General features: G+C 63.2%; 26 protein-coding genes. 9 read left to right on the top strand and 17 right to left on the bottom strand.

All coding sequences use genetic code 11. The annotated features are described in order from the left end of the window. Nucleotides 1–9: 9 nt before the first annotated feature. On the bottom strand, nt 10–1,314 hold the full coding sequence (locus CH294_RS06745) for a carboxylesterase family protein (protein ID WP_249305119.1): 1,305 nt from the start codon (nt 1,312–1,314) through the stop codon (nt 10–12). A gap of 95 nt (nt 1,315–1,409) precedes the next feature. Between CH294_RS06745 and CH294_RS06740 the strand changes: the two genes are divergently transcribed. From CH294_RS06740 to CH294_RS06725, 4 genes are all read left to right on the top strand, one after another. Next, on the top strand, nt 1,410–1,961 hold the full coding sequence (locus CH294_RS06740) for a TetR/AcrR family transcriptional regulator (protein WP_032405343.1): 552 nt from the start codon (nt 1,410–1,412) through the stop codon (nt 1,959–1,961). Between the two features lie 102 nt (nt 1,962–2,063). Further along, entirely contained in the window at nt 2,064–3,653 is a 1,590-nt protein-coding gene (locus CH294_RS06735) for a GMC oxidoreductase (RefSeq protein ID WP_094737430.1), read from the top strand. 21 nt (nt 3,654–3,674) lie between these two features. Continuing rightward, nucleotides 3,675–4,967 (top strand): lipase family protein, encoded by a 1,293-nt coding sequence (locus tag CH294_RS06730; RefSeq protein ID WP_249305117.1) that lies wholly within the window; start codon nt 3,675–3,677, stop codon nt 4,965–4,967. Between the two features lie 45 nt (nt 4,968–5,012). Beyond that, nucleotides 5,013–5,768 carry an EAL domain-containing protein gene (locus tag CH294_RS06725; protein ID WP_094737429.1) on the top strand — a complete coding sequence of 252 codons (756 nt, stop codon included), beginning with the start codon at nt 5,013–5,015 and terminating at the stop codon, nt 5,766–5,768. Nucleotides 5,769–5,776: 8 nt separating this feature from the next. On the opposite strand, the gene CH294_RS06720 is transcribed toward CH294_RS06725, so the two are convergent. From CH294_RS06720 to CH294_RS06705, 4 genes are read right to left on the bottom strand one after another with little or no spacing between them, the layout of a single operon-like run. Next, nucleotides 5,777–6,388, bottom strand: a complete 612-nt coding sequence (locus tag CH294_RS06720) for a methyltransferase (protein ID WP_094737428.1) — start codon at nt 6,386–6,388, stop codon at nt 5,777–5,779. A gap of 23 nt (nt 6,389–6,411) precedes the next feature. Beyond that, entirely contained in the window at nt 6,412–7,404 is a 993-nt protein-coding gene (locus tag CH294_RS06715) for a tripartite tricarboxylate transporter substrate binding protein (RefSeq protein WP_094737427.1), read from the bottom strand. Next, nucleotides 7,401–8,924, bottom strand: coding sequence for a tripartite tricarboxylate transporter permease (locus CH294_RS06710; RefSeq protein ID WP_037147174.1), 1,524 nt, complete (start codon nt 8,922–8,924; stop codon nt 7,401–7,403). The genes CH294_RS06715 and CH294_RS06710 overlap by 4 nt, the downstream gene beginning before the upstream one ends. Before the next feature lie 3 nt (nt 8,925–8,927). After that, nucleotides 8,928–9,503, bottom strand: a complete 576-nt coding sequence (locus CH294_RS06705) for a tripartite tricarboxylate transporter TctB family protein (protein WP_170944618.1) — start codon at nt 9,501–9,503, stop codon at nt 8,928–8,930. A gap of 142 nt (nt 9,504–9,645) precedes the next feature. Between CH294_RS06705 and CH294_RS06700 the strand changes: the two genes are divergently transcribed. Both CH294_RS06700 and CH294_RS06695 read left to right on the top strand, forming a co-directional pair. Continuing rightward, nucleotides 9,646–10,485 carry a MurR/RpiR family transcriptional regulator gene (locus CH294_RS06700; protein WP_080739000.1) on the top strand — a complete coding sequence of 280 codons (840 nt, stop codon included), beginning with the start codon at nt 9,646–9,648 and terminating at the stop codon, nt 10,483–10,485. Then, a complete protein-coding gene (locus tag CH294_RS06695) occupies nt 10,485–11,654 on the top strand; it encodes an MFS transporter (RefSeq protein ID WP_052077912.1) in 1,170 nt (389 codons plus the stop codon). Before CH294_RS06700 ends, CH294_RS06695 begins: the two co-directional genes overlap by 1 nt. A 1-nt stretch (nt 11,655) precedes the next feature. Here the strand turns inward: CH294_RS06695 and CH294_RS06690 are convergent, their stop codons facing one another. From CH294_RS06690 to CH294_RS06660, 7 genes are all read right to left on the bottom strand, one after another. After that, nucleotides 11,656–12,090, bottom strand: a complete 435-nt coding sequence (locus CH294_RS06690) for a GNAT family N-acetyltransferase (protein ID WP_032405351.1) — start codon at nt 12,088–12,090, stop codon at nt 11,656–11,658. A gap of 31 nt (nt 12,091–12,121) precedes the next feature. Beyond that, entirely contained in the window at nt 12,122–12,541 is a 420-nt protein-coding gene (locus tag CH294_RS06685; RefSeq protein WP_094737425.1) for a DUF4234 domain-containing protein, read from the bottom strand. A gap of 101 nt (nt 12,542–12,642) precedes the next feature. Next, nucleotides 12,643–13,359, bottom strand: a complete 717-nt coding sequence (locus CH294_RS06680) for a TetR family transcriptional regulator (protein WP_094703073.1) — start codon at nt 13,357–13,359, stop codon at nt 12,643–12,645. A 57-nt stretch (nt 13,360–13,416) separates the two neighbouring features. Beyond that, the gene (locus CH294_RS06675) at nt 13,417–14,202 is read right to left on the bottom strand and encodes an SDR family oxidoreductase (RefSeq protein ID WP_094737424.1); all 786 of its coding nucleotides are present in this window, start codon (nt 14,200–14,202) and stop codon (nt 13,417–13,419) included. Next, nucleotides 14,199–15,179: an NmrA family NAD(P)-binding protein gene (locus tag CH294_RS06670; RefSeq protein ID WP_094737423.1), complete on the bottom strand. Its 981-nt coding sequence runs from the start codon at nt 15,177–15,179 to the stop codon at nt 14,199–14,201. The genes CH294_RS06675 and CH294_RS06670 overlap by 4 nt, the downstream gene beginning before the upstream one ends. Before the next feature lie 206 nt (nt 15,180–15,385). Further along, on the bottom strand, nt 15,386–16,363 hold the full coding sequence (locus CH294_RS06665; RefSeq protein ID WP_094737422.1) for a bile acid:sodium symporter family protein: 978 nt from the start codon (nt 16,361–16,363) through the stop codon (nt 15,386–15,388). Between the two features lie 58 nt (nt 16,364–16,421). After that, nucleotides 16,422–17,474 (bottom strand): YihY/virulence factor BrkB family protein, encoded by a 1,053-nt coding sequence (locus CH294_RS06660; protein WP_094737421.1) that lies wholly within the window; start codon nt 17,472–17,474, stop codon nt 16,422–16,424. Nucleotides 17,475–17,574: 100 nt separating this feature from the next. On the opposite strand from CH294_RS06660, the gene CH294_RS06655 reads away from it, so the two are divergent. After that, nucleotides 17,575–17,955, top strand: coding sequence for a VOC family protein (locus tag CH294_RS06655; protein WP_094737420.1), 381 nt, complete (start codon nt 17,575–17,577; stop codon nt 17,953–17,955). 7 nt (nt 17,956–17,962) lie between these two features. Here CH294_RS06655 and CH294_RS06650 read toward each other — a convergent pair whose 3' ends face one another. Together CH294_RS06650 and CH294_RS06645 are read right to left on the bottom strand one after the other, a co-directional pair. Continuing rightward, nucleotides 17,963–18,268 carry a hypothetical protein gene (locus CH294_RS06650; RefSeq protein ID WP_249305115.1) on the bottom strand — a complete coding sequence of 102 codons (306 nt, stop codon included), beginning with the start codon at nt 18,266–18,268 and terminating at the stop codon, nt 17,963–17,965. A gap of 203 nt (nt 18,269–18,471) precedes the next feature. After that, a complete protein-coding gene (locus CH294_RS06645; protein WP_094737419.1) occupies nt 18,472–19,152 on the bottom strand; it encodes a FadR/GntR family transcriptional regulator in 681 nt (226 codons plus the stop codon). Nucleotides 19,153–19,329: 177 nt separating this feature from the next. Between CH294_RS06645 and CH294_RS06640 the strand changes: the two genes are divergently transcribed. Further along, complete coding sequence (locus CH294_RS06640; protein ID WP_094737418.1) at nt 19,330–21,090, top strand: 2-isopropylmalate synthase; 1,761 nt, start codon at nt 19,330–19,332, stop codon at nt 21,088–21,090. Here CH294_RS06640 and CH294_RS06635 read toward each other — a convergent pair. Next, a complete protein-coding gene (locus CH294_RS06635) occupies nt 21,087–21,530 on the bottom strand; it encodes a VOC family protein (protein WP_094618985.1) in 444 nt (147 codons plus the stop codon). The two genes, CH294_RS06640 and CH294_RS06635, sit on opposite strands and share 4 nt — an antisense overlap. A gap of 124 nt (nt 21,531–21,654) precedes the next feature. Between CH294_RS06635 and CH294_RS06630 the strand changes: the two genes are divergently transcribed. Then, on the top strand, nt 21,655–22,062 hold the full coding sequence (locus CH294_RS06630; protein ID WP_094703066.1) for a hypothetical protein: 408 nt from the start codon (nt 21,655–21,657) through the stop codon (nt 22,060–22,062). 2 nt (nt 22,063–22,064) lie between these two features. Here the strand turns inward: CH294_RS06630 and CH294_RS06625 are convergent, their stop codons facing one another. After that, nucleotides 22,065–22,850 (bottom strand): hypothetical protein, encoded by a 786-nt coding sequence (locus tag CH294_RS06625; protein ID WP_094737417.1) that lies wholly within the window; start codon nt 22,848–22,850, stop codon nt 22,065–22,067. Between the two features lie 89 nt (nt 22,851–22,939). Next, nucleotides 22,940–23,224: a hypothetical protein gene (locus CH294_RS06620; protein WP_094737416.1), complete on the bottom strand. Its 285-nt coding sequence runs from the start codon at nt 23,222–23,224 to the stop codon at nt 22,940–22,942. Between the last annotated feature and the right edge of the window lie 11 nt (nt 23,225–23,235).

The following is a 23,235-nucleotide window of genomic DNA, read 5'->3' as shown; positions in this document are numbered from 1 at the left end:
GAACGACTGTCAGAACACCATGGAGCGTCCGGGTAGCCCGGACACTCCTTCTCTGGCGAACGCGGCCCATGTCCGCCGTACTTTGGCGGCCAAGGCATCCGGCGGAGCATGGCCGGCCAACATCGGTGCGTCCCACCACGCGTCACCGAACAGCAACGGCAAATCGATGCTGTGGCACGCTCCCAACGGTGCGCCCTTCGGTGCCCAGTCGATTCGGTACGACGCGACCTGACCACCGGCGCGGTGCCACATCTTCACCATGCCGTCGACGCCGAACAACAGGTTCGTGACGAGACGGACGACCGGAGCGGTCAGTACCGAACTGACGATACCGAACCTATTCAGCCACAACATGTTCGATACGACGTCCACGAACGGTGAAGCATCGTCTCTGGTGTGACCGATCAGAAGTTCGACGCCAGGGGCAGTTCTGCGTAGGGCGGCGTCGGGGTCATCGGCCAGGGGCTCGAGGTGAGCAACCGGCCCGAACGGCATTCCGCCTGCGGCACCGAACCTGCGCACGGCACGCGTCACGGCACGCTCTGCATCGAGCACATCCGACGCGGGCGCGGTGGCCGGGTCGGTACGAAAGTGCGCTGCGAAAGCCTTTCGGGCTGTGTCGTACAGAGCCGAACGGCCCGAACGTAACCCGAGAGGCGCGCTCTGCACGATTGCCCTCGAGAACAACCCTGCGGCCGACTCGCACGCCATCAGCGCGAGGACGGCATCGCCGCCCGCAGACTGCCCGAACAACGTCACGTTGTGCGGGTCACCGCCGAATCGAGCGATGTTGGTCGACACCCAGCGCAGTGCTGCGATCTGATCCTGCACACCGATGTTGCTGTCCCCTGAGCCTTTCGGGGTCAGGTAACCGAATCCACCGAGCCGGAAGGTGACACTGACCACCACGACACCCTCCCGAACGAGGTGGTCGGCGTCGTATCTCTCGGCTTCCCCGCCGCCGGAGACGTAGCCGCCGCCGTGCAGCCACACCATCACCGGAAGTCCCTCCGCCTCAGAGGGAGCGGTCACCGACAACACGAGGCAGTCCTCGCTCTGTTCGAGTCCGTCGACCATCGGGCCCGTGACATTGTCGAGCCGGGAGGGCATTTGGATGCACACCGGGCCGCGTCGGGTGGCGTCGCGCGTCGTCCCCGGGGTGTCGAGCGGTTCGGGTCTACGAAATCGCGTGGCGGTGGCATAGGGGATTCCCCGTGCGTGGATCAACCCGTCGGCTTCGACCGCTTCGAGGTCTCCGCTGGTGGTGCCGGTGATGATGCGCAGCGTCGCCCCGGGTGTCGTCTTCTCGCTCACGTGTGAACCCCCATTCGATGAACAGGTGCGAGCTTATCGTCTCCGCCCCGTCATCGGATGAGGCCGCAACGCTCGAATACCGTCATAATCGGACCGTGCGGTCCAAGCAGAAGATTCTCGATGCCACCCTCGGGTTGATCGCCGAGAGCGGCTTCGAGGGTGTCACGATCGCGGCTGCGGCGCGTGCTGCGGGTGTCACGCGGCAGACGGTGTATTCGATCTTCACCACTCGTGAGGACATGGTCTCCGAGGCGATGGTGGGACTGATCGTCGACGTGTTGGGAGGTATCAGGGATAAGGCCGATCAGGCCGAGACTCCGACGGAATTCATCGTCGAGACCGTGGTCGCTGCGCGCAATCTCATTCGGCGCGAACCTGTTCTGAACTCGTTGTTGCGCTCGGGCAACGCGAACCCACTGTTCGACGCGGACATGATGGATCGCGCGCAGCCGGTGGTTCGCCAGTTTCTCGACGGGTACATCGCACGCAATCCGGGCTTCGATTCCACGCAGTTCCACGGCATCGACGGCGTCATCGTGCGGGTGGGGCTGTCGGTGATCCTGTTCGACGACCCGTCCATTCACGACGACGACGGTTTGCGGCGCTACCTCGAACGGTGGTTGATTCCGGTCCTGCCCTTTGCTTAGCATCGAAAACTTGACACCCAAGCCTCACTCTGTCTAGTTTGGCTCCGCACGTACATGTGACCCGAGTCTCGATGCGTGCACGTCAGCGAGCGTGGGGGGAACGTGTCGAATCTGAACCGTCGGTCATTTCTGGGCGCTACTGCGGTTGCCGGTCTGGCTGTAGTGGCGGGGACCGGCGTAGCCCATGCGGGCACCCGCGCCAGGACCCGGATTCCGCTCACCCGCGAGGACCATCGCGTAATCGTCATCGGATCGGGGTTCGGGGGCGGTGTCGCCGCGTTGCGCCTGGCCGAGGCCGGTGTTCCCGTTCTGGTCCTCGAGCGCGGAAGGCGTTGGCCCACAGGGCCGAATGCCGATACCTTCCCCAACGCGACCGCGCCGGACAAGCGGATGCTGTGGTATGGCTCGAGCCCCAATCTATTCGGTAGGCCGGTTCCGTTCGATCCGTACGTTGGCTTGCTCGAGGCAGTCTCCGGCGAGAACATGACTGCGCTGTGCGCTGCCGGAGTGGGCGGCGGGTCCCTGATCTACCAGGGAATGACGTTGCAGCCCTCGCAGGCCGTGTTCGAGACTCACTTTCCGGTCGACCTCGACTGGGCCACGTTGAACGCGGTCCACTACCCCCGCGTCGCGCGGATGCTGCAGCTCGAGCAAGCTCCGGACGAGTTGATCGCCACGCCCAATTACCAAGCGGCACGGGTGTTCGCAGACAGTGCGCGTCGGGCAGGTCTGCCGGTGTCGAAGATTCCGATGCCGATCGACTGGAACTACGCCCTCGACGAAACACGTGGGGTGATGAAGCCGTCGTACACCAACGGTGCAGGCGCGTTCGGAGTGAACAACGGAGGCAAGCACTCGGTCGACGTCACCTACATTGCAGCTGCAGAGGCGACGGGTCTGGCCACCGTGGCGACGCAACACAACGTCACGCATATCGAGCGTGCTGCCGATGGTCGCTGGGCCGTCCATGTCGACCGAATCGATTCCGACGGAACGGTGTTGGAGAACAAGATCCTCACCACCGGCGCGTTGATCATGGCCGCCGGCAGCCTGAACACCACCAAGCTACTGGTCCGTGCCGGGGCCACCGGATCCATTCCCGATCTACCGGACAAACTCGGGCAGGGCTGGGGAACCAACGCAGATCGCATCTACGTGTGGTCGAGCATCGAGCAGCAGTTCGGTACGCCGCAGGGTGGTCCGGTGGTGTTCGGCAGCTTGAACTGGGACGACCCGCGCACAGCTCACACGGTCATTCAGGCATCCATTCCGCCGTTGGGCGTGGATGCCCACAGCACGATGCTCGTCGGCTACGGAGTCAGTGACGGTCGCGGACACTTCGCCTACGATTCCGCACGCGACCGAGCCCAGCTGTACTGGCCGGCCAACGGCGACTCCATCATTCAGTACGGCTCCATCGATCCGACGGTACGTCGCATCGCCGGTTCGGGCAGCATCCTCACCGATACCAATGCGTTGTTCCCGTCCACCTGGCATGCGTTGGGCGGGGCGAACATGGGTCCGGTGTGCGATCTCGACGGCCGCGTACAGGGCCAGCGCGGACTGTACGTTCTGGACGGTGCGTTGATGCCCGGCAACACCGCGGCTTGCAACCCGTCCATGACGATCGCGGCACTGGCAGAGCGGGCACTGGACAACATCGTCGCCCGCGACCTCGGCGCATTTATCTGACCCCTCGGTAGAAAGAGTCCAATGCATCTGTATCGCACCATGATCGGCGTAATCGCAACTGCTGTGCTTGCGTCCTCGGTAACCGTACTCGGGGCCTCTGCGGCGCAGGCCGACGTCGTCGACGATTTCTACGTCCCTCCTGCCCAGCTCGCCGACAGCCCCGGATCCGTCGTTCGGACGCAACCGATGTCGTTGTTCGCTGCACTGCCGGGTACGGACGGCTCGTATCCGGCCCAGGCGCAACGGGTGTTGTACACCTCTCGAACACAGGACGATGCGCCGGTGGCAGTGTCGGGCACATTCATCGAGACCGAGGTGCCGTGGCGAGGTGCGGGCCCACGACCGACCATCGTCGTCGCCCCTGGAACCGTGGGGCAGGGCGATCAGTGCGCGCCGTCGAGAGCATTTCCCACCTCGATCAACGCTGTGGCGCAACCATTGTCGATCTCGTTCAATCAGGAACTGCTCTCGTCGACGCTGTGGGGGTCCATGGGGGCGAACGTGTTCGTCACCGATTACATCGGGCTGGGGACGCCCGGCCTGCACACCTACGTGAACAGAGCGGAGGAGGCGCACGCGGTTCTCGACGGTGCCCGCGCGGCAACAGAATTGGCCGGCGACGCGAATGCACCGATCGGCATCTGGGGTTACTCGCAGGGCGGGGGAGCTGCTGCCGCCGCTGCAGAACTCGCCGGCGAGTACGCGCCCGAGCTGAACGTGAAGGGAACGTGGGCCGGGGCTCCGACGGCTGATCTGCTCGAGGTGTTGAAGACCGTCGACGGGACGCTGATCGGCGGTGTGATCGGATATGCCCTCAACGGCTTCGTCGAGCGAGATTCGAGTCTGCTGCCACTCATCGACGAGCGACTCACCGATCATGGCAAAGCGGTGCTCGATGACCTGTCCACGGAGTGCATCGGCGACACGATTCTGAAATACCCTTTCCTGAAGACAGAATCGCTGACCGTCGACGGTAGATCGATGCTCGAGAACCTGGGCACCATTCCTGAGGCCGGTCGAATCCTGGACGAGCAGCGTATCGGCCGCAGTACACCGAACGCACCGGTGATGATCACCAGCGGACTCAACGACGACACGGTGCCGTACGGCCAGGCCCGGCAGTTGGCAAAGGATTGGTGCGGGCGAGGTGCCGCGGTCGAGTTTCGCACGAATACCTTGCCGCCGATTCTGCAGGGTGCTGTGTTGCCGAACCACTTCGGACCGCAGTTGATCGACGGTTACGGCGGAGAGGCTGCCACGTTCTTGATGGACCGGTTCGCCGACATTCCCGTATCCGCATGCACTCTGGACTGATCGCGGTGGTTGCTCAGCGGTGTTCGGTGATTCCCGTGTGGACCCGTGTCGTCGACTAGAGGTGCCTCGACACCGCTGCACTCGACGCTGTTGCGTGCGCGGCGTCGGGTCGAGGCCGTGATCGCAAGCGGTGGCCCGAACGTCGTGTTCCAACCGATCGTCCGCGCGTGTGACGGATCCGTCGAGGGATACGAGGCCCTGTCCCGCTTTCCGGCCGGCGGCGGTGACACCGCAGCGTGGTTTGCCGATGCCGCGCACTGTGGGCTGGGGCCTGCTCTCGACAGATCGGCGGCTGTCCGGGCCTTGGACGAGTCCGCTCGTCTACCCTGCGACTCCTTCGTTGCTGTGAATCTCAGCGCTGCAACGCTACTGGTCGATACGCCGCTGATCGAACTGCTGCTCGACGCCGCTCGTCGACGACCTCTGGTCGTCGAGATAACGGAGCATGCCGCGCTCGACGACGAGGATGCGGTGGTGGCTGTACTGGGCGATCTCAGACGCGGCGGGGTGGCCGTGGCGGTCGACGATGTGGGATCGGCGTACGCGGGTATGCGTCACCTCGTTCTGCTGGAACCGGAGATCGTCAAACTCGATGCCTTCGTCGTCCACGAGATGAGGGCGAACCGGGCGAAGCTGGCATTGGCCGAACTCGTGCTCGAGTTCGCGCGCAAGACCGACGCGCGATGTGTGTTCGAGGGTGTCGAGACCGACGACGATCTCGAGGCCGCGATGTCGGTCGGGGCGGATCTGCTGCAGGGCTACCGAATCGGTCGCCCTGCAGCGGTGGATCTGCTCGTCTGAGGCGGTGTTCAGTGGCTGCGGGCCGAGAAGCTCTCTCGTTTCGACGCCTCACGTGCCACTACTTCCTCGGCAGCGACGATGACGACGTCCACATCGGAGCTCTTCACGACGACCACGCCGTCGGCGTCGGCGACGATGACGTCACCGGGAGATACGACGACGCCTCCGAGCGCCACCGGCTCGTTGAGCCGGCCCGGCCCGTTCTTGTACGGTCCTGCCGGGGTGACACTGCGGGCGAACACGGGCAGGCCCAACTCGGCCAATGCGTCGGCGTCGCGTATGGCACCGTCGATGACGAACCCCGCAATGCCCAGTGATTTGGCGCGGATCCCGATGAGATCACCGATGAGGGCGCGGGTGTCGTCGCCCGAGCCGTTGACCACGATGACGTCACCGGGGCGGGCGTCGTCGAGAGCTTTGTGAATGTAGAGGTTGTCGCCTGACCGGGTCCAGACGGTGTAGGCCCGGCCGGTCACTGCTGCTCCGGCCCAAATCGGTCGGAGACCGGCGATGATCCCGAAACGCTCCTGGGCATCGCCTACGTTGGCTGCGGGCACTCGAGAGAAGCGTTCGATCATGTCGTCGGATACGGCAGTGGCGGAATAGGTTTCGGTACTCATGAGATCAATGCCTTTCGGGTGACTTATTGCTGGTCGGCGAGCAGTTCGGCGATGATCGGCTCGATCTCGGTTTCACGCTGTTCCCACAGGGTTTCGACGTCGGCCCCGGAGACCCAATCGGGTTGTGTCGCTGCGCCGGTCAGCTTCTCGGCCACGGTCGGGTCGGCCAGCGCGGTCTCGAGGGCGTTCTGCAGCGTGGTCATAGTCGCGTCCGGGGTGCCTGCGGGGGCGCTGATGGCGAAGTTGTTGGTCATGAACGGGGCGTCGTATCCCTCGCTCGCCAACGTCGGGACGTCGGGGATGAGCTTGTTCCGTTCCTCGGTGAGAACCGAGAGGATGTTCACCTCACCCGAGGCGAACTGGCCGTAGAAGCTGGACACTCCGCCGAGGGCGAAGTCGGTTTCGCCGGAGACCAGTGCCGAGATCTTGTCTGCACCACTGTTGTAGTGAACGATGTTGAAGTCCAGGCCCAGAGTGTCTTCGAGGGTGCGCAGGTTGACGTGGTCGTCGCCCGCACGGGAATCGGTGCCTACCGTGATGGTGCCCGGGTTGGCCTTCACTGCATCGAACAGTTCGCCGATGTTCGCGTAGGGGCTGGACTTGTTGACCCCGATCACGATGCCGTTGGACGCGAACGACCCGATGGGCGAAAAGCTTTCACGATCGAAGCCGGCCTTCTTGCTCGGGTCCAGGTATCGCCCGAGGATCGACGGGATGTTGGTGAAGCCGATGGTCTCGCCGTCCGGCTCGGCGTTTGCCAGGTAGTTCAGTCCGACGACCTGGCTGCCGCCTTCTTTGTTGACCACTTTGACCGGGACTCCCAGCTCGGCTTCCATGGCCGGTGCCATGATGCGGGCCAGGATGTCGTTGCCTGCGCCTGCGGCGGACGGGACGACCCATTCGACAGTGGCACCGTCACGTGGGAACGGTGCTCCTGAATCGGTTGTGCCCCCGCTGCAACCGGCAATGAGTGCGGCGGTGGAGATGGCCGCGACGAGGATGGGCAGTTTTCTCATGAGACGGGCTCCTTGATGGGGTGGTTCGCGGTGGCGCGGCGGGAGAGGATGCGAGCCAGGACGGGGCGCAGCATTCCGAACAGAACGGCTGCGATGAAGACGAGCAGAAGAACCTTGTTGATGGGGCCTTCGACGAAGACTCCGTAGTCACCGCGGGACAGTGACAGTGAGCGTTGAAAGTTCTCTTCCAGCAATGGTCCGAGGATCAGCGCGAGGACGAGGGGTGTGAGCGGAATCTTGGTGAGGTGGAACAGGTATCCGATGACGCCTGCACCGAGCATGATGAAGATGTCGAAGACGCTGCCGTTGATGCTGTAGACGCCCAGGAACATGAAGGCCAGGATCATCGCCATCAGGTAGTGGAACGGAATCTTCAGTACCGCGATCCACAGACGAACCAGTGGCACGTTGAGGATCAGCAGAATGATGTTGCCGACGAGGAAGCTGGCGATGATGGTCCAGGCGACCTCGGGGTTGTCGCGGAACAACAGTGGGCCGGGGATCAGACCGTTGATGGTGAAGGCGCTGGCCATGATGGCGACGGTGGCGGAGGTAGGGATACCGAGGGTGAACAGTGGAATCATCGACGACAGCGCGAGCGCGTTGTTGGCCGATTCCGGTCCGGCGACACCCTCGACGGCGCCCTTGCCGAATTGCCCAGGACGTTTGGTGAGCTTCTTCTCCATCGCGTAGGACGCCAATGAGGTTGCGGCACCCGGAGATCCGGGAAGCAGGCCCATGAAGAAGCCGATGACCGATCCGCGCATCGTCGGGCCTGCAGACCTGGTGATGTCGGTCTTGGTGGGCAGCAGCTTGCCGACGGCGAGTGGTCGTCGGCCGGCACCTCCCGCCGAGCGGGCCTGGATGAGGATTTCGGTGAGGCCGAAGCAGCCCATCACGACGGCCACGAGTGCGACGCCGTCGAACAGTTCCGGCATGCCGAACGTGAATCGCTGGACGCCTTGGCCGGAATCGATGCCCACCGACGCGATCGCCAGGCCGAGTCCCACGCTGATCAGTGCCTTCGCGGGGTTGTTGCCCGAGAAGCTGGTGATCAGGGCCATGCCGAGCAGTGCGACCAGAAACAGTTCCGGAGCGCCGAATTCGAGTGCGAATCGGCTGAACGGGGCGACGACGACGAATCCGATGACGCCGACCAGTCCGCCGACGAACGACGCGAGTGCAGCGACGACGAGAGCGGGTCCGCCGCGTCCACTCTTGGCCATCTCGTAGCCGTCGAGCGTGGTGGCGATGGACGACGCCTCACCCGGAATGCGCAGCAGCACAGCGGTGACGGTGCCGCCGAACGCTGCGCCGTACAGGATGGCGGCGAGCATGATCAGCGCTGTGGTGGCGTCGAGTCCGAAGGTGATCGGGATCAGCAGTGATACCGCGGCGGCGGGGCCGAACCCGGGGAGGACACCGACGAGCATGCCGAGCACGCAGCCGAGGAGTGCGAACAGCAGATGCGTCGGAGTCAGGACGTTGACGAAGCCTGCCATCAGATCGGGAAATCCCATGACTCACAACCCCCAATCAGCGAGGAACGGAATGGAGGAAGCCGGCAGTGCCGTGCCGAGCCAGACGTCGAACACCAGCCGGGTGGCCAAGGTGGTGGCCACTGCGACGCCGACGGCGACCACCGGGGTGCGCTTGCCGACGAACGTCAACACGACGGCGAGCATCAGCGCCATGGACAGTGTGTAGCCGAGTGTGGGCAGCACCAGTGCGGCTCCGGCGATCGCGGCAACGACCACTCCGATTCTGACCCAACCTGCGCGGTCGGGCAGTTCGGCCTCGTCGGCGTCCTCCTCGTTGTCACTGGAGAGGAACGCGACGGCTGCGGAGGTAGCGGGCTCGAGTTCGGGATCCGGTTCGGGCGCGCTCGTCCGCGGTGCTCGGACGAGCTGGATTGCCCACATCGCACCGCCGAGGATCATGCCGAGGCCGCCCACCAAAGGCAGGAAGCCTGCCCCGACGCCGGGGTCGGCCGTGACGCCGTACCCGGTTGCCATGGTGACCGTCGCCAGGCCGACGACGAGGGTCGCGCCGAGCACGATCCATTCGATCGTGTGTTGTGTGCCGAGCAGTACCTTCACGGCCTGCCGCCTTTCTGACATATGTTCGGATGCGGCCTGAGAAGGTCGGCCGGATTGCTGTGCTGTGGATCACTTGCAATCTTGCACAGGTTTACAGGATTGTGGTTGAGTGTGTCAACAGACACAGTGGAAAGTGGAGGGTATGAGCTTCCGAACAGTGGTGGCGAGCAGCGGAAAGTCGCTGAGCGCGTCCGAAAAACGTGTCATTGCGGTGCTTCTCGGCGAGCCGGAGCCGTCGAGTCTGCGAGCGGCTCCCGTCGCGGCCCGCGCGCAAACTCACGAGTCGACCGTCGTGCGGTTGGCGCAGAAGCTCGGATACAGCGGCTTCCCGGACTTGCGCGCAGATCTCGAACGCGACAACCCCGAACCCGTGACCGCATCGGCTCTGATGCGCAGCGATACCGGTCACGAACTGGCTGTCTTCGCGCGCGACGAGGCCCGTGCACTGGAGCGGTTGTCGAGCTTCATCCCGCAGGAGCAGCTGGTGGACGTGGCGACCTCCATTCATCGGGCGCGGGTGGTCTACCTGTTCTCCAAGGCCGACGAACGCCCGGCCCTGGATATGCTGGCCCGTCGTCTCCGCCGACTCGGTCTTGTCGTCGTCGAGCTCGGTCTCGGGGGAAAGGACCTCGCCGAGCGGTTCGTCAGCTTCACCGAGGACTCCATCCTTATTGCATTTGCGCTGCGCGAGGCGCCGTCTCAGCTGCCTGCTCTGGTCCGTGAAGCGGAACGACGCGGCGGCACGTCGATTCTGATCAGCGATGCGCCGGGTTATCACTTCAGGCCCGCGCCGACGCATCTCCTCGTCGCGCAACGCGGAGACGATTCCGAGTACAACACTCTCATCATTCCCATTGCCATTGCTTACGCACTGCAGTTGGCAATCTTCCACCTCGATCCCGATCGGTACGGGGCGGTGCGCGACGACATCAACGACGTATCGAGGTTGGTCGGAGGAACCGACGAAATTCCCTTGCGCTGATGGCTTCTCGTGATTCCATTGCTCTGACCGTTCAGGCGACGACTGCGCAGGCCGGGTGGGTCGGGGTGCGGTTGATGATCGGTTATCGGGCGATCGCCGAGGGTGCCGACACTCGAACGCTTGCGGTGATCGCGGCACTGTTCGCTGCGCCCGCAGTATTGGCGGCTCTGCCGATCGGACGCATCGCCGACAGGTTCGGCGGTCCGGTGGTGATCGTATCGGGAATCGTTCTGTGCTCGATCGCAACCGGTGTACTCGTTGCGTTTTCGGCAATGTGGGCCTTGCTCGCGTGCACGGCCGCGTTCGGTCTGGGCAATCTGCTCATCATGATCGGGCAGCAGGCGTTCGTCGCACACGTCCACGTCGACGGCAAGAACGAAAGTGCCTTCGGCGCATTGACTGCCGCCGCGTCGATGGGTCAGTTGGTCGGTCCGCTCGCGGTGACGGCCGTCGCGTCGAGATTCGGCGGCGCGAGCGTCGAGAGTCCGAACACGACGGCAGGCATCCTCACTGCCGGTGCGTTCACCGCGGTAGCTCTCCCCACCGCACTGTTCTTGATGCTCGGCCGCAACCACATTCGCGCGCAGCAACCTGCCGAGGGGGAAGCATCGGGGTTGAAATTGCTGAAGCTGCCGGGCATGTGGCAGTCGTTGACGGTCAGCGGCGCAGTGCTGGTGACGGTCGATCTGCTCTACGCCTTCGTGCCGGCGTGGGCCGTCGAGCGTGGGGTGTCGGTGACGACGGTGGGGTGGCTGCTGGCGTTGCGTGCCGGTGTGTCGGTGGTCAGCCGAGTAGGCCTCGGCAGACTCGATGCGAAGTTCGGTCGCACTGTGCTGCTCAATGTTTCGCTGGCGGCGGGCGCGATCGCTCTCGCAGTGCTGCCGTTCGTGCAGGCAGTCGGAGCCATCGGAGTCATGATCGCACTCGGAATCGCGTTGGGTATTCCGCAGCCACTGACCATGTCGTGGGTGGTGTCGATCGTCCCGAAATCCACGCAGGGGGAGGCTTTGGGACTGCGGATGTCGGCCAACAGATCGGCACAGATTCTCATCCCACTGACGGTCGGTGCCATCGCCGGGCCGTTCGGGGTGACGGGCATTCTGGTCGGTAATGCACTGGTGCTCGGGGGATCCATCGTCGCGGCCTCGCACCCGAGGAGTCGGCCGTGACTCAACCGGCGCGGGTCAGCATCTTCACGTGCGAGATCCCGGCTTCCAGGTAGTCCTCCCCCACCCGAACGAATCCGAAGCGCCCATACCACTTTTCGAGATGTGCTTGCGCGGAGATCTCGACCACCCCGGGGTATGCCTTCAGTGCCGCCTCGACGAGTTCGCCGGCATAGCCGCGGCCACGCCCCTCGACCGCGGTCGCGACGCGGCCGATGTGGACCGTGTCCTCGACGAGGACGCGGAGGGTAGCCAAGACCTCTCCGTGTTCGTCCTGTATCCAGAACAACTCCGTTGTCGCCAGTAGGTCTGCGCCGTCGAGTTCGACCTCATCGACGATCTTCTGCTCGTGCACGAACACTGCAACGCGAAGCGCCATGATTCGGTACAGCGTGCTCGGCTCTACGCCGGCAAGCGGAGCATGGTGGAGGGAAGGCATTGGTACGTTTCGTCAGTGTTGATCTCGATCGTCACACCGCAAGCGGCACAACGGTTCCCGGTGCGGCGTCGTTGTATCGCGCCGTGATCTTGTTCAGTTCCAGCTGGTAGTAGAGGCTCTGCAAGCCGAACACGAACGTGAGTAGAAGCCCGACGATCGAGCTGCACGTCGGCTGGAGGCCGGCCGCACGTTGGGCGTCGGCGATGCGGTTTCCGGTGTTGTAGTAGCTGATCAGCGGCGCGATGATCGTCCAGCCGAGCAGCAGTAGAACCAGCAGTGGCCCGGCGACGGGTGCGTTGACCTTCAGACGGTCGAAGTCTGCCATCTCGCGGTGAATGAGGTAGTACCAGACGAAGTGGTAGATGCCGAGAGTGATGAGCGGCAACAGGATCCAGACGACAACGGGATTGCGCCGCTTCATCGCGCTTCCTTGGGTAACCGGACCGGTCATGATGCTCCCCAACTTTGTCGAACGGCCTGCTCGTGGACCGGACAATTCTCGCACGTCGAGCGGTATTATGGGCTCCACGCGGCATCGGCCCACACCGAATGTCAGCGCGGTGGGACCAACAAGTGAACTCTCTCGACCAGGCTCAACGCAGTGCCAGCGTCCGCGCCCTCGAATACTGCTCTGTGTATCCCTCGCATCGCACCGGTGATCAGGTGGGCGGCAGCGACGATGTCTGTGTCGCGGTCGATTTGACCGGCCTCTGCGGCGGCACTCAGTAGCTGGGCGATCGCGTCGACGAAACTGTCGTGCCAGCGTTCTGCCGAGCCCTCGGATCTCGGTACTCCGAGATTGCGGAACAGCACATGGGTACGCGGGGTGTCGTAGATGCTCGCGGCCGCGATGCGAAGAAATGTCTGCAATTGCTCGAGTGGGGTGTCCGGCCACGTGGTCGCAACCGACCTGTCGTGAATACGGTCTATCAGCACGCTAGCGGCGTCGTCGACTGCGGCTTGGAAGAGCTCACGTTTGGTGGGGAAGTGGTGATATGCGGTTCTCGGTGCGAGACCGCAGCGAGCAGCGACGGTTTCGATCGTGATGTCTGCGTAGTCGTCGTGACGCAGCAGTTCCTGGGTGGCCTCGACCAGTCTGGCCGGTGCGGGCCCTGGATCGTCGGTGGGCGACGACCCGGCCCAGCGATAGAGCGTAGTGGTGTGGATGCCCAGCGACGTCGCTACGGCCGCTGGGGTTTCGGCACCACCGAAGGCGCGCGCTACCGCTGCCTGCCGATCGGCGAGTGTGAATCTGGAGACCCTGGCCATGTTCGTGACACTACATTTCGGTGGGAAAGTCGGGAAAATGTCGCGTTCGGAGTCGAACTAGCGAAGCATGCGATCGAGGGCGGGCAAGAGAATCCGCGCGGGGACGAGACCCGCCGCGATGGCTTGAACGGTGTTTCGCCGGCCCGAGATCACCTGCGGTCGAGATCTTTTCGCATCGAGTGCGCGCATTGCAGTGGCCACGACCTCGTTCGGTGTTTGGTAGGTACCGGTCGCTGCGGCGGAGTTTCCGATGACATCGAAGAATTCGGTGCGGGTCGGGCCAGGGTTGAGTGCGAACACTCTGACTCCGTTCTGTGCCGATTCGTACCACAGGGACTGACTGAAGCTCAGGACGAAGGCTTTGGCGGCCGCGTACACAGCGAGCGACGGTACGGGCTGGAAAGCAGTCGTGCTGGCCACGTTGACGATGTTCCCGTCCCTGCGGTCGATCATGTCCGGGAGGAACGCCGAGCAGATGTCCACGACAGCGCGGATGTCGACGGCGACAAGACGTTCGAAGTCATCGGCATTGCCGTCTGCGAAGGGTCCCTGTACGGCGAACCCCGCATTGTTGACGACGAGATCGATCTGCTCGGGCACCAATTCACGCAAGAGGCGGCCACTCGATTTTTCCGACAGGTCCCAGGCCACTGTGCGGCAATGGATTCCGTATGCCTGCTCGAGCTCCTTTGCCAGAGCGGTCAGTCGGTCTTCTCGCCGTGCGACGAGTACGAGATCGGACCCTCGTGCGGCCAGCGCCCGGGCGAACTCGGCACCGATTCCGGAACTCGCGCCGGTGACCAACGACCGGCCGGGACGGTAGTGAGGGCCTCGGCGGATCATCGATCCGACCGCCCGAGCTCGGCGGCCGAGCGTCGTGCGAACTGTTCGTACGACGTGGGCGCGTGGCCGAGCAGCGTCGGGAGAACTTTCAGGTCTCCTGCCGGTAGGCCGTGGCCGTCGTAGTGGGTCATCATCGTGCGGTATGCCGTGCGTGCGTCGGCGGGCCAGTTCTTCATGTCACGCGGATTGGACGCTGCCTGGGCACCACGAACGAGGTGGCCGACAGACTTCAGTTTCGTCGAGAGCAACGCGTGTCCGACGACCGAGGCGAGCGCAGGCAGCACCGTCAGTGAGTTCGTCAGCGACGACGGCGGGATCCGAATGGCAGTTACCTTGTGGCCGAGCACATCGGACCAGATCTCTGCCATCTCGTGACGCGTGAGCTCGACGGTGGACAGGTCGTAGACGCGACCCGTGTGCGGCGATGGGTCTATCAGGATGTTCGCGGCCGCTTCGGCGACGTCGGCTACATCGACAACGCCCATGACGCTGTCCGGTGACACCGGGTAGGGCATCACTCCGGCCTGCAGAAATTCCCACACTTCCAAGTAGTTCTGCATGTAGTGCGACGGCCTGAGCACCGTAGTGGGAATTCCACTGTCTCGCAGCATCCCTTCGGCGATGTCCTTTTGGTGATGGTGCGTCAGTTGATGCAGGTTCGGGTGGATTACGGAATGGAAAACTATGTGCTTCAACCCGCTTGCCGGTCCCACTGCAATCAGGTGATCGATGATCGGCTTTTCGTCGATGATCTGCGTCGGTGCAGCGTGGTAAAGGATGTCGGTCCCCGCCAGGGCGGTATGGAGCGTGTCCTGAGACCGGAGGTCACCGACGACGACCTCGGTCGCTCCGTCCTTGCGGGTGGTCTCCGCTTGCGCTGTGTTCTTGACTACCGCCCGAACCGGCACTTTCTGCGTGGCGAGCTGTCGAACGAGCAAGCGGCCGACACCACCCGCGGCACTGGTCACTGTGATCATGGGGCCTCCTCGACGTTGAGCTCGGCGGACGCTGAGCGTGACGCAAATATTGCATAGCGAGTGCACATAACGCAAGGAATCTACGCCGATGGCACTGAACCTGCGTAAGGGAATTCCGCGGAGCAGAACTGAAAAATCCGGTGCAGCTCACCGCGCTCAGCGCGGTCAGCTACACCGGATTCTGTGTGTAATCCAGCGTGCAGGCCCTACTCGGTCGTCGTGTGTGTCGACTCCGGTGCGCGCTCGGCCGGCCGCGGTTCGATCGATCGCCGGGACCAGTAGCTGGCGAGAAGTGATCCGGACACGTTGTGCCACACCGAGAAGATGGCTGCAGGCAGAGCTGCTGCGGGACTGAAATGCACCGATGCCAATGCCGCCGCCAACCCTGAGTTCTGCATTCCCACTTCGATACTGATGGCACGCCGGCTGGCGACATCGAGTCCGCACGCCTTGCCGATGCCGTAGCCGACGGCGAGTCCGAGCGAATTGTGCAGCACGACGGCCACGACGATGAGGGCACCGATCGAGAGCAGCGTCGGCGCGCTGGCGGCCACGACGAGGACGACGACGGCGGTGATTCCGGCGACCGAGATCAGGGGCAAGGCATCGAGCATGCGGTCGATGATCTTCGGAAACAGCAGGCGCAGTACAACTCCGAGTACGACGGGTACCAGAACTATTTGCAGGATCGATACGAACAGTCCACCTGCGTCGACCGGCAGATACTCACCGGCGAGCCACAGCACCAGCAGAGGCGTGAGTATCGGTGCGAGCAAGGTCGACACCGAGGTCATCGCCACCGACAGTGCGGTGTCACCTTTGGCCAGGTAGACCATCACATTGGACGCGGTACCGCCCGGGGCAGATCCGACCAACACCATTCCGGCAGTGAGCGCAGCGGAGAGCCCGAGCACGTTGGCAATGCCCAGTCCGAGTAGGGGCATCGCGATGAACTGCGCGGCAACGCCGAGTAGCAGTGCCCATGGTCGACGGGCCACTACGGCAAAGTCGGAGAGCCGCAACGTCATTCCCATGCCGAGCATGATGACCGACAACAACCACGGAACTGCCGGTGTGCCGCCACTGAACGTGTCGGGGGTGATCAGGGCCAGAGCGCCCGCCGCAACGACGATCAGGGCAAACCATTTGCCGGTGAATTCGCTGACGGTCTTCAGCTTGGGCATGTGGAGACTCCAAAGGTGGTCGGGCACGGCGTCGCGAAGTCTAGCCCTGCCGCCGAGCTCACTGTTCCGGGTTGTGTTCCTCCCGCAGCCGGCGGCCCTGCTCGACGGCCTGCGCATCCTTCTCGTCGTTCTTGTCCGACACGCGGGTGTCCCGGGGCGGCAGTTGCAATCGCTTCTCGGCGACGATGCCTGCTTGGAGTTGACGACCACGTTCGAGTTCGGAGTCCAGCTCGGCTCCGAACAGCAAGGCCAAGTTGGTGATCCAGAGCCACAACAGGAACACGATGGCTCCAGCGAGTGAGCCGTAGGTCTTGTTGTAGCTGGAGAAGTTCGCGACGTAGAAACCGAACGCGACGGTGGCCAGAATCCACACGATGATGCCGACGGCGGCACCGGAACTGATCCATTTGAACTTGGGCTGCTGCACATTCGGTGTTGCGTAGTACAGAATCGCGACGGCGAGCACTACAACGATCAGCACCAGCGGCCAGCGCGCGATGTTCCAGATCGTCAATGCGGTATCGCCGAGTCCGACGGCGTCGCCCACTGCTTTCGCCACGGGCCCACTGATCGCCAGCATGACGGCGGCGAGTGCGATGAGTACGAGAGCGACGAGCGTGACCAGGAGCATCACCGGACGCAGCTTCCAGATGGGCCTGCCCTCGTCCACCTCGTACATGCGGTTCATCGCGCGGCCGAATGCGCCGACGTAGCCGGACGCAGACCACAGCGCACCGGCGATACCGATGATCAACGCGACGCCCGCGGTAGGTGCCTGGACGAGCTGTTCGATGGGCTCACGCAGGGTGTCGACCGCCGATTGGGGTCCGAGATCGCCGACGATCTGCAGTACTCCGTCGACTGTGGCCTGCCCTTGACCGAATACGCCCAGCAACGACACGATGGCCAGAATCGCGGGGAAGAGCGAGAGCACGGCGTAGTAGGTCAGCGCGGCTGCGAGGTCGGTGCACTGGTCTCGGGAGAACTCACGTGCGGTCTTCTTCAGTACGTAGATCCACGACGGCTTGGTCAGATCCGCCGGTGAATCCGCCTTACGGGGATCGTCGGGATCTGCTTCGGTGGGTGCGGGTTCGGTAGCGTGTTCGGCCATCCAGGGCGCATACCCGGGCAATTCCGATGAAAACAAAGGTCTTTGGCGGAGGTCGGTCGTCAACGCACTTTCGACCCCGTGCCAGGTGTAGATTCGCGCCATGGCATGTCGAATCAGTGAACTCGTGCTCGAATGTCGCGATCCCGAGGCCTTGGCCACGTTCTGGTGTGAGGTGTTGGACTTCGTCGTATTGGACCGGGAGGACGACGGTTCCGTGGAGATCGGTGCGCGCGACGGGTTCGGAGGGTCGCAGCCGACCATCATCCTCAGTCGCAACGAGAATCCCGAAAAGTCGAAGCCTCGCTTGCACATCGACGTGAGCGCAACCGACCGGGAACAGGACGCCGAACTCGAGCGACTTCTTACCCTCGGCGCACGACGAGTGCAGATCGGTCAGACCGGCCAGGAGTCGTGGCACGTTCTCGCCGATCCTGAAGGTAATGAATTCTGTTTGCTGCGAACAAGACTCAACCCTGTGTGAAGAGTCTTCAGGGAATGCAGAGGGATCCGATATCGGCCACCACGGTGTTGTCGTGCGGATCTATCCATCGCGGGCCGTTCGAGTGGGCGGACGGCTTCAGTAAGTGCTTGCCGTGGCTCGGCCACTGTACGAATTCGTACCCGGCCAACTCCGTTTGTACTGTCTCTGCCACCCATACGGCCGCGTCGGGATAGGTCGAATCCATCGACATGCCGTCGCCTCGGCCAAAACCTCCCATGCCCTCGGCTCCGGCCCACCCGATGATCACGCAGTATTGGGGCGTGATCTCGAACTCCCATACGAGTGGGCGCATGTTCACTTCACGCCCGAATCGAAGGCACTCGAGGTCACGTGCAACGGCGTCGAGTGCGCTTGTCCACGCAACGGGTGGCTCGAACGGGGGATTGCCTTCAGGGACAATCGTGTCCGCGTACAAGGGTAATCGCCACACCAAGCTGTTGCTCCGCACGTAGTCCCATCCCGGATACACCTTGTTCCTCCCTCCGCCTCGGCCTGTTACGTCGACGGGTTCATCGAGTCCGACAAGTCCAGCAGGTGCGTGCGTGTGAGGGCGTGAGCTCGTTGTGAATCGCGTTCCGCGATTGCCTCGACGACGTCTGCGTGCGTGTCGTGGTCTGCATCGTCGCCGAAGGATCCGGCGATTCGCAACATGTCGATCATGGCGTCGCAAAGACGTGGTGCCATGGAGTCGAAGAGTTCGAGCAGAATGTCGTTGTGTGACGCGACCACGATGGAGCGGTGAAAAGCCATGTCCGCGTTCACCAAATCGACTGCGTCGCTACGAGTCGTATTGCGCGTTTCGAGTGAGCTGCGAATGGTGTCGAGATCGGTGGGGGTGCGTCTGGTTGCGGAGAGGGCGGCGGCCTCACCTTCGATCGCGAGGCGGGCTTCGAGGACTGCGGTGATGTGAACCCGCTGTAGAACTCGGTCCCATTCCGTACGTGCCTCGTCGAGTGATTCGACGAAGACTCCGGAGCCCTGCCTGGTGACGAGAATTCCGCGCCCCGCCAGTTGCCTGATGGCCTCGCGCATCGTCGATCGACCGACGTCGAACATGGGGGCAAGGGTGGTTTCACCTGGCAGTTTGGTGCCGACCGGCCACTCGCCGGACTGAATTCGGGCAAGCAGCAGTTCGGCGGCCTGATCGGCCAAGGATGTTCGGCGTATCGCACTCACACCGGAACCCTACTCCTCAGCTTGTCTGAGGAGTGGTGCTACATTGCTCGCATGCGCACATTCACGGGCCTTCTCCTTATCGGCCACGACGGGGAATAGCCAGGACCGGCAACCCCGTCGTGGAGCCCGATGCCTGCCGGTTCGCCTCACCGTCCGATCAGAACAGGTACCTCCACCATGTCTGCATTTCCCACCCTGTCCACTCCCGCTGGTCCCGTCCCCTCCGATGCGCCCACATGGAATCGGCAGCGGCACTCCCAGATGCCGTCACATCGTTACCGTGACGTCTACTCGAAGGTCGACATCCCGCTGACGGAACGTCGCTGGCCGGACCGACGGCTGACCGAGGCACCGCTGTGGGTGCCTGTCGATCTCCGCGACGGTAACCAAGCCCTTCCCGAGCCGATGGATCCTGTTCGTAAGAAGCAGTTCTTCGAGTTGATGGTTGCCATGGGCTACAAGGAAATCGAAGTCGGCTATCCGTCGGCGTCGCAGACCGATTTCGATTTCGTGCGACTGCTTGCCCACACCGATCTCGCACCCGACGACGTGACCGTGGTGGTCTTCACCCCGGCTCGACGTGACCTGATCGAGCGAACAGTGGAATCGATTCGCGGCATCACCAACGACGTCGTGATCCACATGTACACCGCCACCGCTCCGACGTGGCGTGAGGTAGTACTCGGCCGTGAGGCCAACGAGCTTCGCTCACTGATACTTTCGGGTGCGGCCGACGTCCTCGAACTTGCCGGCGACCTGCCCAACGTGCGGTTCGAATTCTCACCCGAGGTCTTCAATCTCACCGAACCCGACTATGTACTCGACGTCTGCGATGCCGTCACGACTCTGTGGGACGCGACGCAGCAGCGGCCGGTCATCCTGAATCTGCCTGCCACCGTGGAAGTGGCGACACCGAATGTCTATGCAGACCAGATCGAGTACATGAACGACAACCTTGCGCGCCGCGACAGCGTGATCCTCTCGGTGCATCCGCACAACGACCGCGGCACGGGAATTGCCTGTGCGGAGCTGGCAGTCCTGGCCGGTGCGCAACGGGTGGAGGGTTGTGTGTTCGGCAACGGTGAACGCACCGGAAACGTCGATATCGCCACTCTCGCACTCAATTTGCATGCACAGGGTATCGATCCCATGATCGACTTCTCCGACATCGACCAGATTCGCCGCACCGTCGAATACTGCAACCAGCTCGAGATCCATCCTCGGCATCCGTATGTGGGCGATCTGGTGCACACCGCCTTCAGTGGTACGCACCAGGACGCCATCAAGAAGGGTTTCTCCGAGCACCGCACGCGGGCGCTGAGCGAAGGTCGCTCCGAGGGCGAGATCGAATGGCGGGTGCCGTATCTGCCGATCGACCCCAACGACATCGGTCGCTCGTACGACGCTGTCATTCGAGTGAATTCGCAATCGGGCAAGGGAGGAATCGCCTATCTTCTGGAAACCGGCTACGGCATCGAACTCCCGCGTCGCCTTCAGATCGACCTCGCCCGGCACGTGCAGGCCCGCACCGATTCGATCGGTACCGAACTGTCGGCCGAGCAGCTCTGGGACATCTTCAGGGCGGAGTACATCGATATCGACGACGCGGATGTGACGCTGATCGGCTTCGACTCTCACGAAAACAACGGTTCCGCCGACACCTGCGTCACACTGAAGATCGATGGCACGTCCTTCAGCATGTCACACGGGGGAGTGGGCCCGGTCGAGGCACTCGTCGAAGCATTGGCCGCCCACGGCCGTCATGTGGAGATTCTCGGCCTGACCCAGACCAGTGTGCGAGCCGGCAACGACAGTGATGCCGTCACGATGCTCGAATATCGCACTGCCGCAGGCTCCGAGTGGGCGGCAGGGATCGATCGCTCCGTCCTGTCTGCCACCCTCGACGCGGTTGTTCGAGCCGCCAATGCGGTGACCTAGCTGTCGGGAGTCGAAAGCGATTGGGCGAACATCAGAAGAATGTCGCTCGGCCCGCGGAGGTAGGTGAGCTTGTAGACGCCCTCGTAATCGGCCACGCCTCGCAGGGGAAAGTAACCGTGGCGGGCTGCGATCGCCAGAGCGGCGTCGATGTCGTCGACCGAGAAGGCGATGCGATGCATGCCGATTTCGTTGGGCAGCGTCGGCGTCGTCTCGATGGCGTCGGGGTGGATGTACTCGAACAGCTCGATACGCCCGAGGCCGTCCGGGGTTTGCAACACTGCGATCTTGGCGTGGTTGCCGTCGAGACCGACGGCGGTGTCTGCCCACTCACCTTTGACCGTGTCGCGGCCGAGGACCGTGAGGCCGAGCTCGGTGAAGAAGTCGATCGTGGCTTCGATGTCGCGGACGGCGATGCCGACGTTTTCGAGCTTGATGCTCATACGGTGAGTGTCGCATAGTGCTTTCTCGGATAGAACAAGACCGAGCGGCCTCGTTCTGGCAGGATCACATCTACGCCGGGGTGCGGCGGCCACGACCGAAGGACGACCAACACATGACGTCACCGTGAACAAGCTCTCGACGGTGGCGCTGCTGATCCTGTTGGGTGCAGCCGGGACGTTCAACGGAGTGTCGTTGACCTCGGATCCCACCGGGCGGTCATTGGGCTTGAATGTCGGGATGCTCCCGTCGTGGCATACCTGGGATTACCGCATATCCGGGTTGTTCGTGTTGTTCTTTCTCGGACTCGGACCGTTGATCTGTGTGGCCGCCGTGCTCGTCGACGCCTCCGAAGCTGCGGTGTTTGTCGCGTGCGAAGGGTTGGTGACCATCGGCTGGGTGGTGTGGCAGATCGTCGTACTCGACATCGATGCTCCCCGCGCTCAAGTTCCCCTCACCCTGTTAGGAGTCGCGTTGATCGTCCTCGCGCTCGGCCAATTTCGTGCGCGTGCTCGCGAACGCAGCCGGCAATAGAGTCAGAGGCCGACAGCGCCGAGCAGGGCTTCGCCTGGATCGACGACAGCAACGACGGCCGCGACGAACAGCAGCGCCATCGCTATCGTCATCACTGCACCCAGTGATCCGACGACGACGAACATTCGACGGTGAGCACCGTCCGCCGATCTGTAGCGTCGGAAGGCGATCACGGTTCCGGTAGCGACTATTGCGATCACCACGGCGGTAGCGACGATCACCGCCCAGTTGTAGTGCTCGACCTGTGTGAGCAGCTCGAGCAGAGGCGGCCGGGAGTCTCCGCTCTGCACCCCGTTCTCGATCAGAGACTGCGCTGTCTGCCCGTCCGCATTGTCAGCGGAGAGCATCGGAAGCAGTGCTACCACGGGTGCGACCGTCGACTGGATGTTGAGCACGGCCACGAACACCGAAAACAGTGACAGCACAGTCGTAGTGGCCGCAGCAACCGCGTAACCGACGCCGGCTGTCAGAGATCGCCGCCACAGAGTCGCCGCGAGCAGACCCAGAACCACGGTCAGCAGCACCGAGATGACGATCTTGATCGCGTGCCACTCGAACCAGTAGTCCACCATCTCCGCCAAGCCGGGAGGGTATGTGCGGACGCCGCTGCCCCAGTATTCGACCAGGCCGCGGCCGAGCAGCTCACTCATGACTGATTGATCCTGAAACTGCGGATAGCGTCCGCGCAGCAACGCGGCTGGGCCGAGCACGAACGCGGCCACCAACGCCGCCCCGCCGCATGCCAATGCAACGATCGGCCAGTGGTTTCGGGTGACGGACACACTCATCGGACGACTCACGGGAGAGAGTCAATCACCGGGTACTCGAGAGCGCATCCATCTGAAGTACTACATCGCGGACGAGCCGCACCAGACGCTCAGGAGTCGACGTCCGGCCGCTGGATGCGCCGGACCCTTGCAACAGTCACCCCAGCCAGGATCACCCCGGCAACAGTGAGGAAATCGGATTCGGTCAACCCCCTGTCTGCGTCGACCACGTACAACACTGCACCTTCGATGGGCCCGTTGAAGAACAGCCACAGAATGGAGGCAACAACCAGCGAGATCGCTCCGGGCCACGAAGGCTTGGCGAGACACCATGCGGCCGACGCGAACACTGCGTTCATCAGAACGAGGGCGTGGAAGGGATCGGTAGTCGGCACCGGTACATCAT

Origin of the sequence: Rhodococcus sp. 14-2483-1-1, from assembly GCF_002259335.1 — a bacterium.
Taxonomy (GTDB): domain Bacteria; phylum Actinomycetota; class Actinomycetes; order Mycobacteriales; family Mycobacteriaceae; genus Rhodococcoides.
Note: the sequence above shows the minus strand (reverse complement) of the source record. Positions and strands in the feature narration are given on the sequence as shown.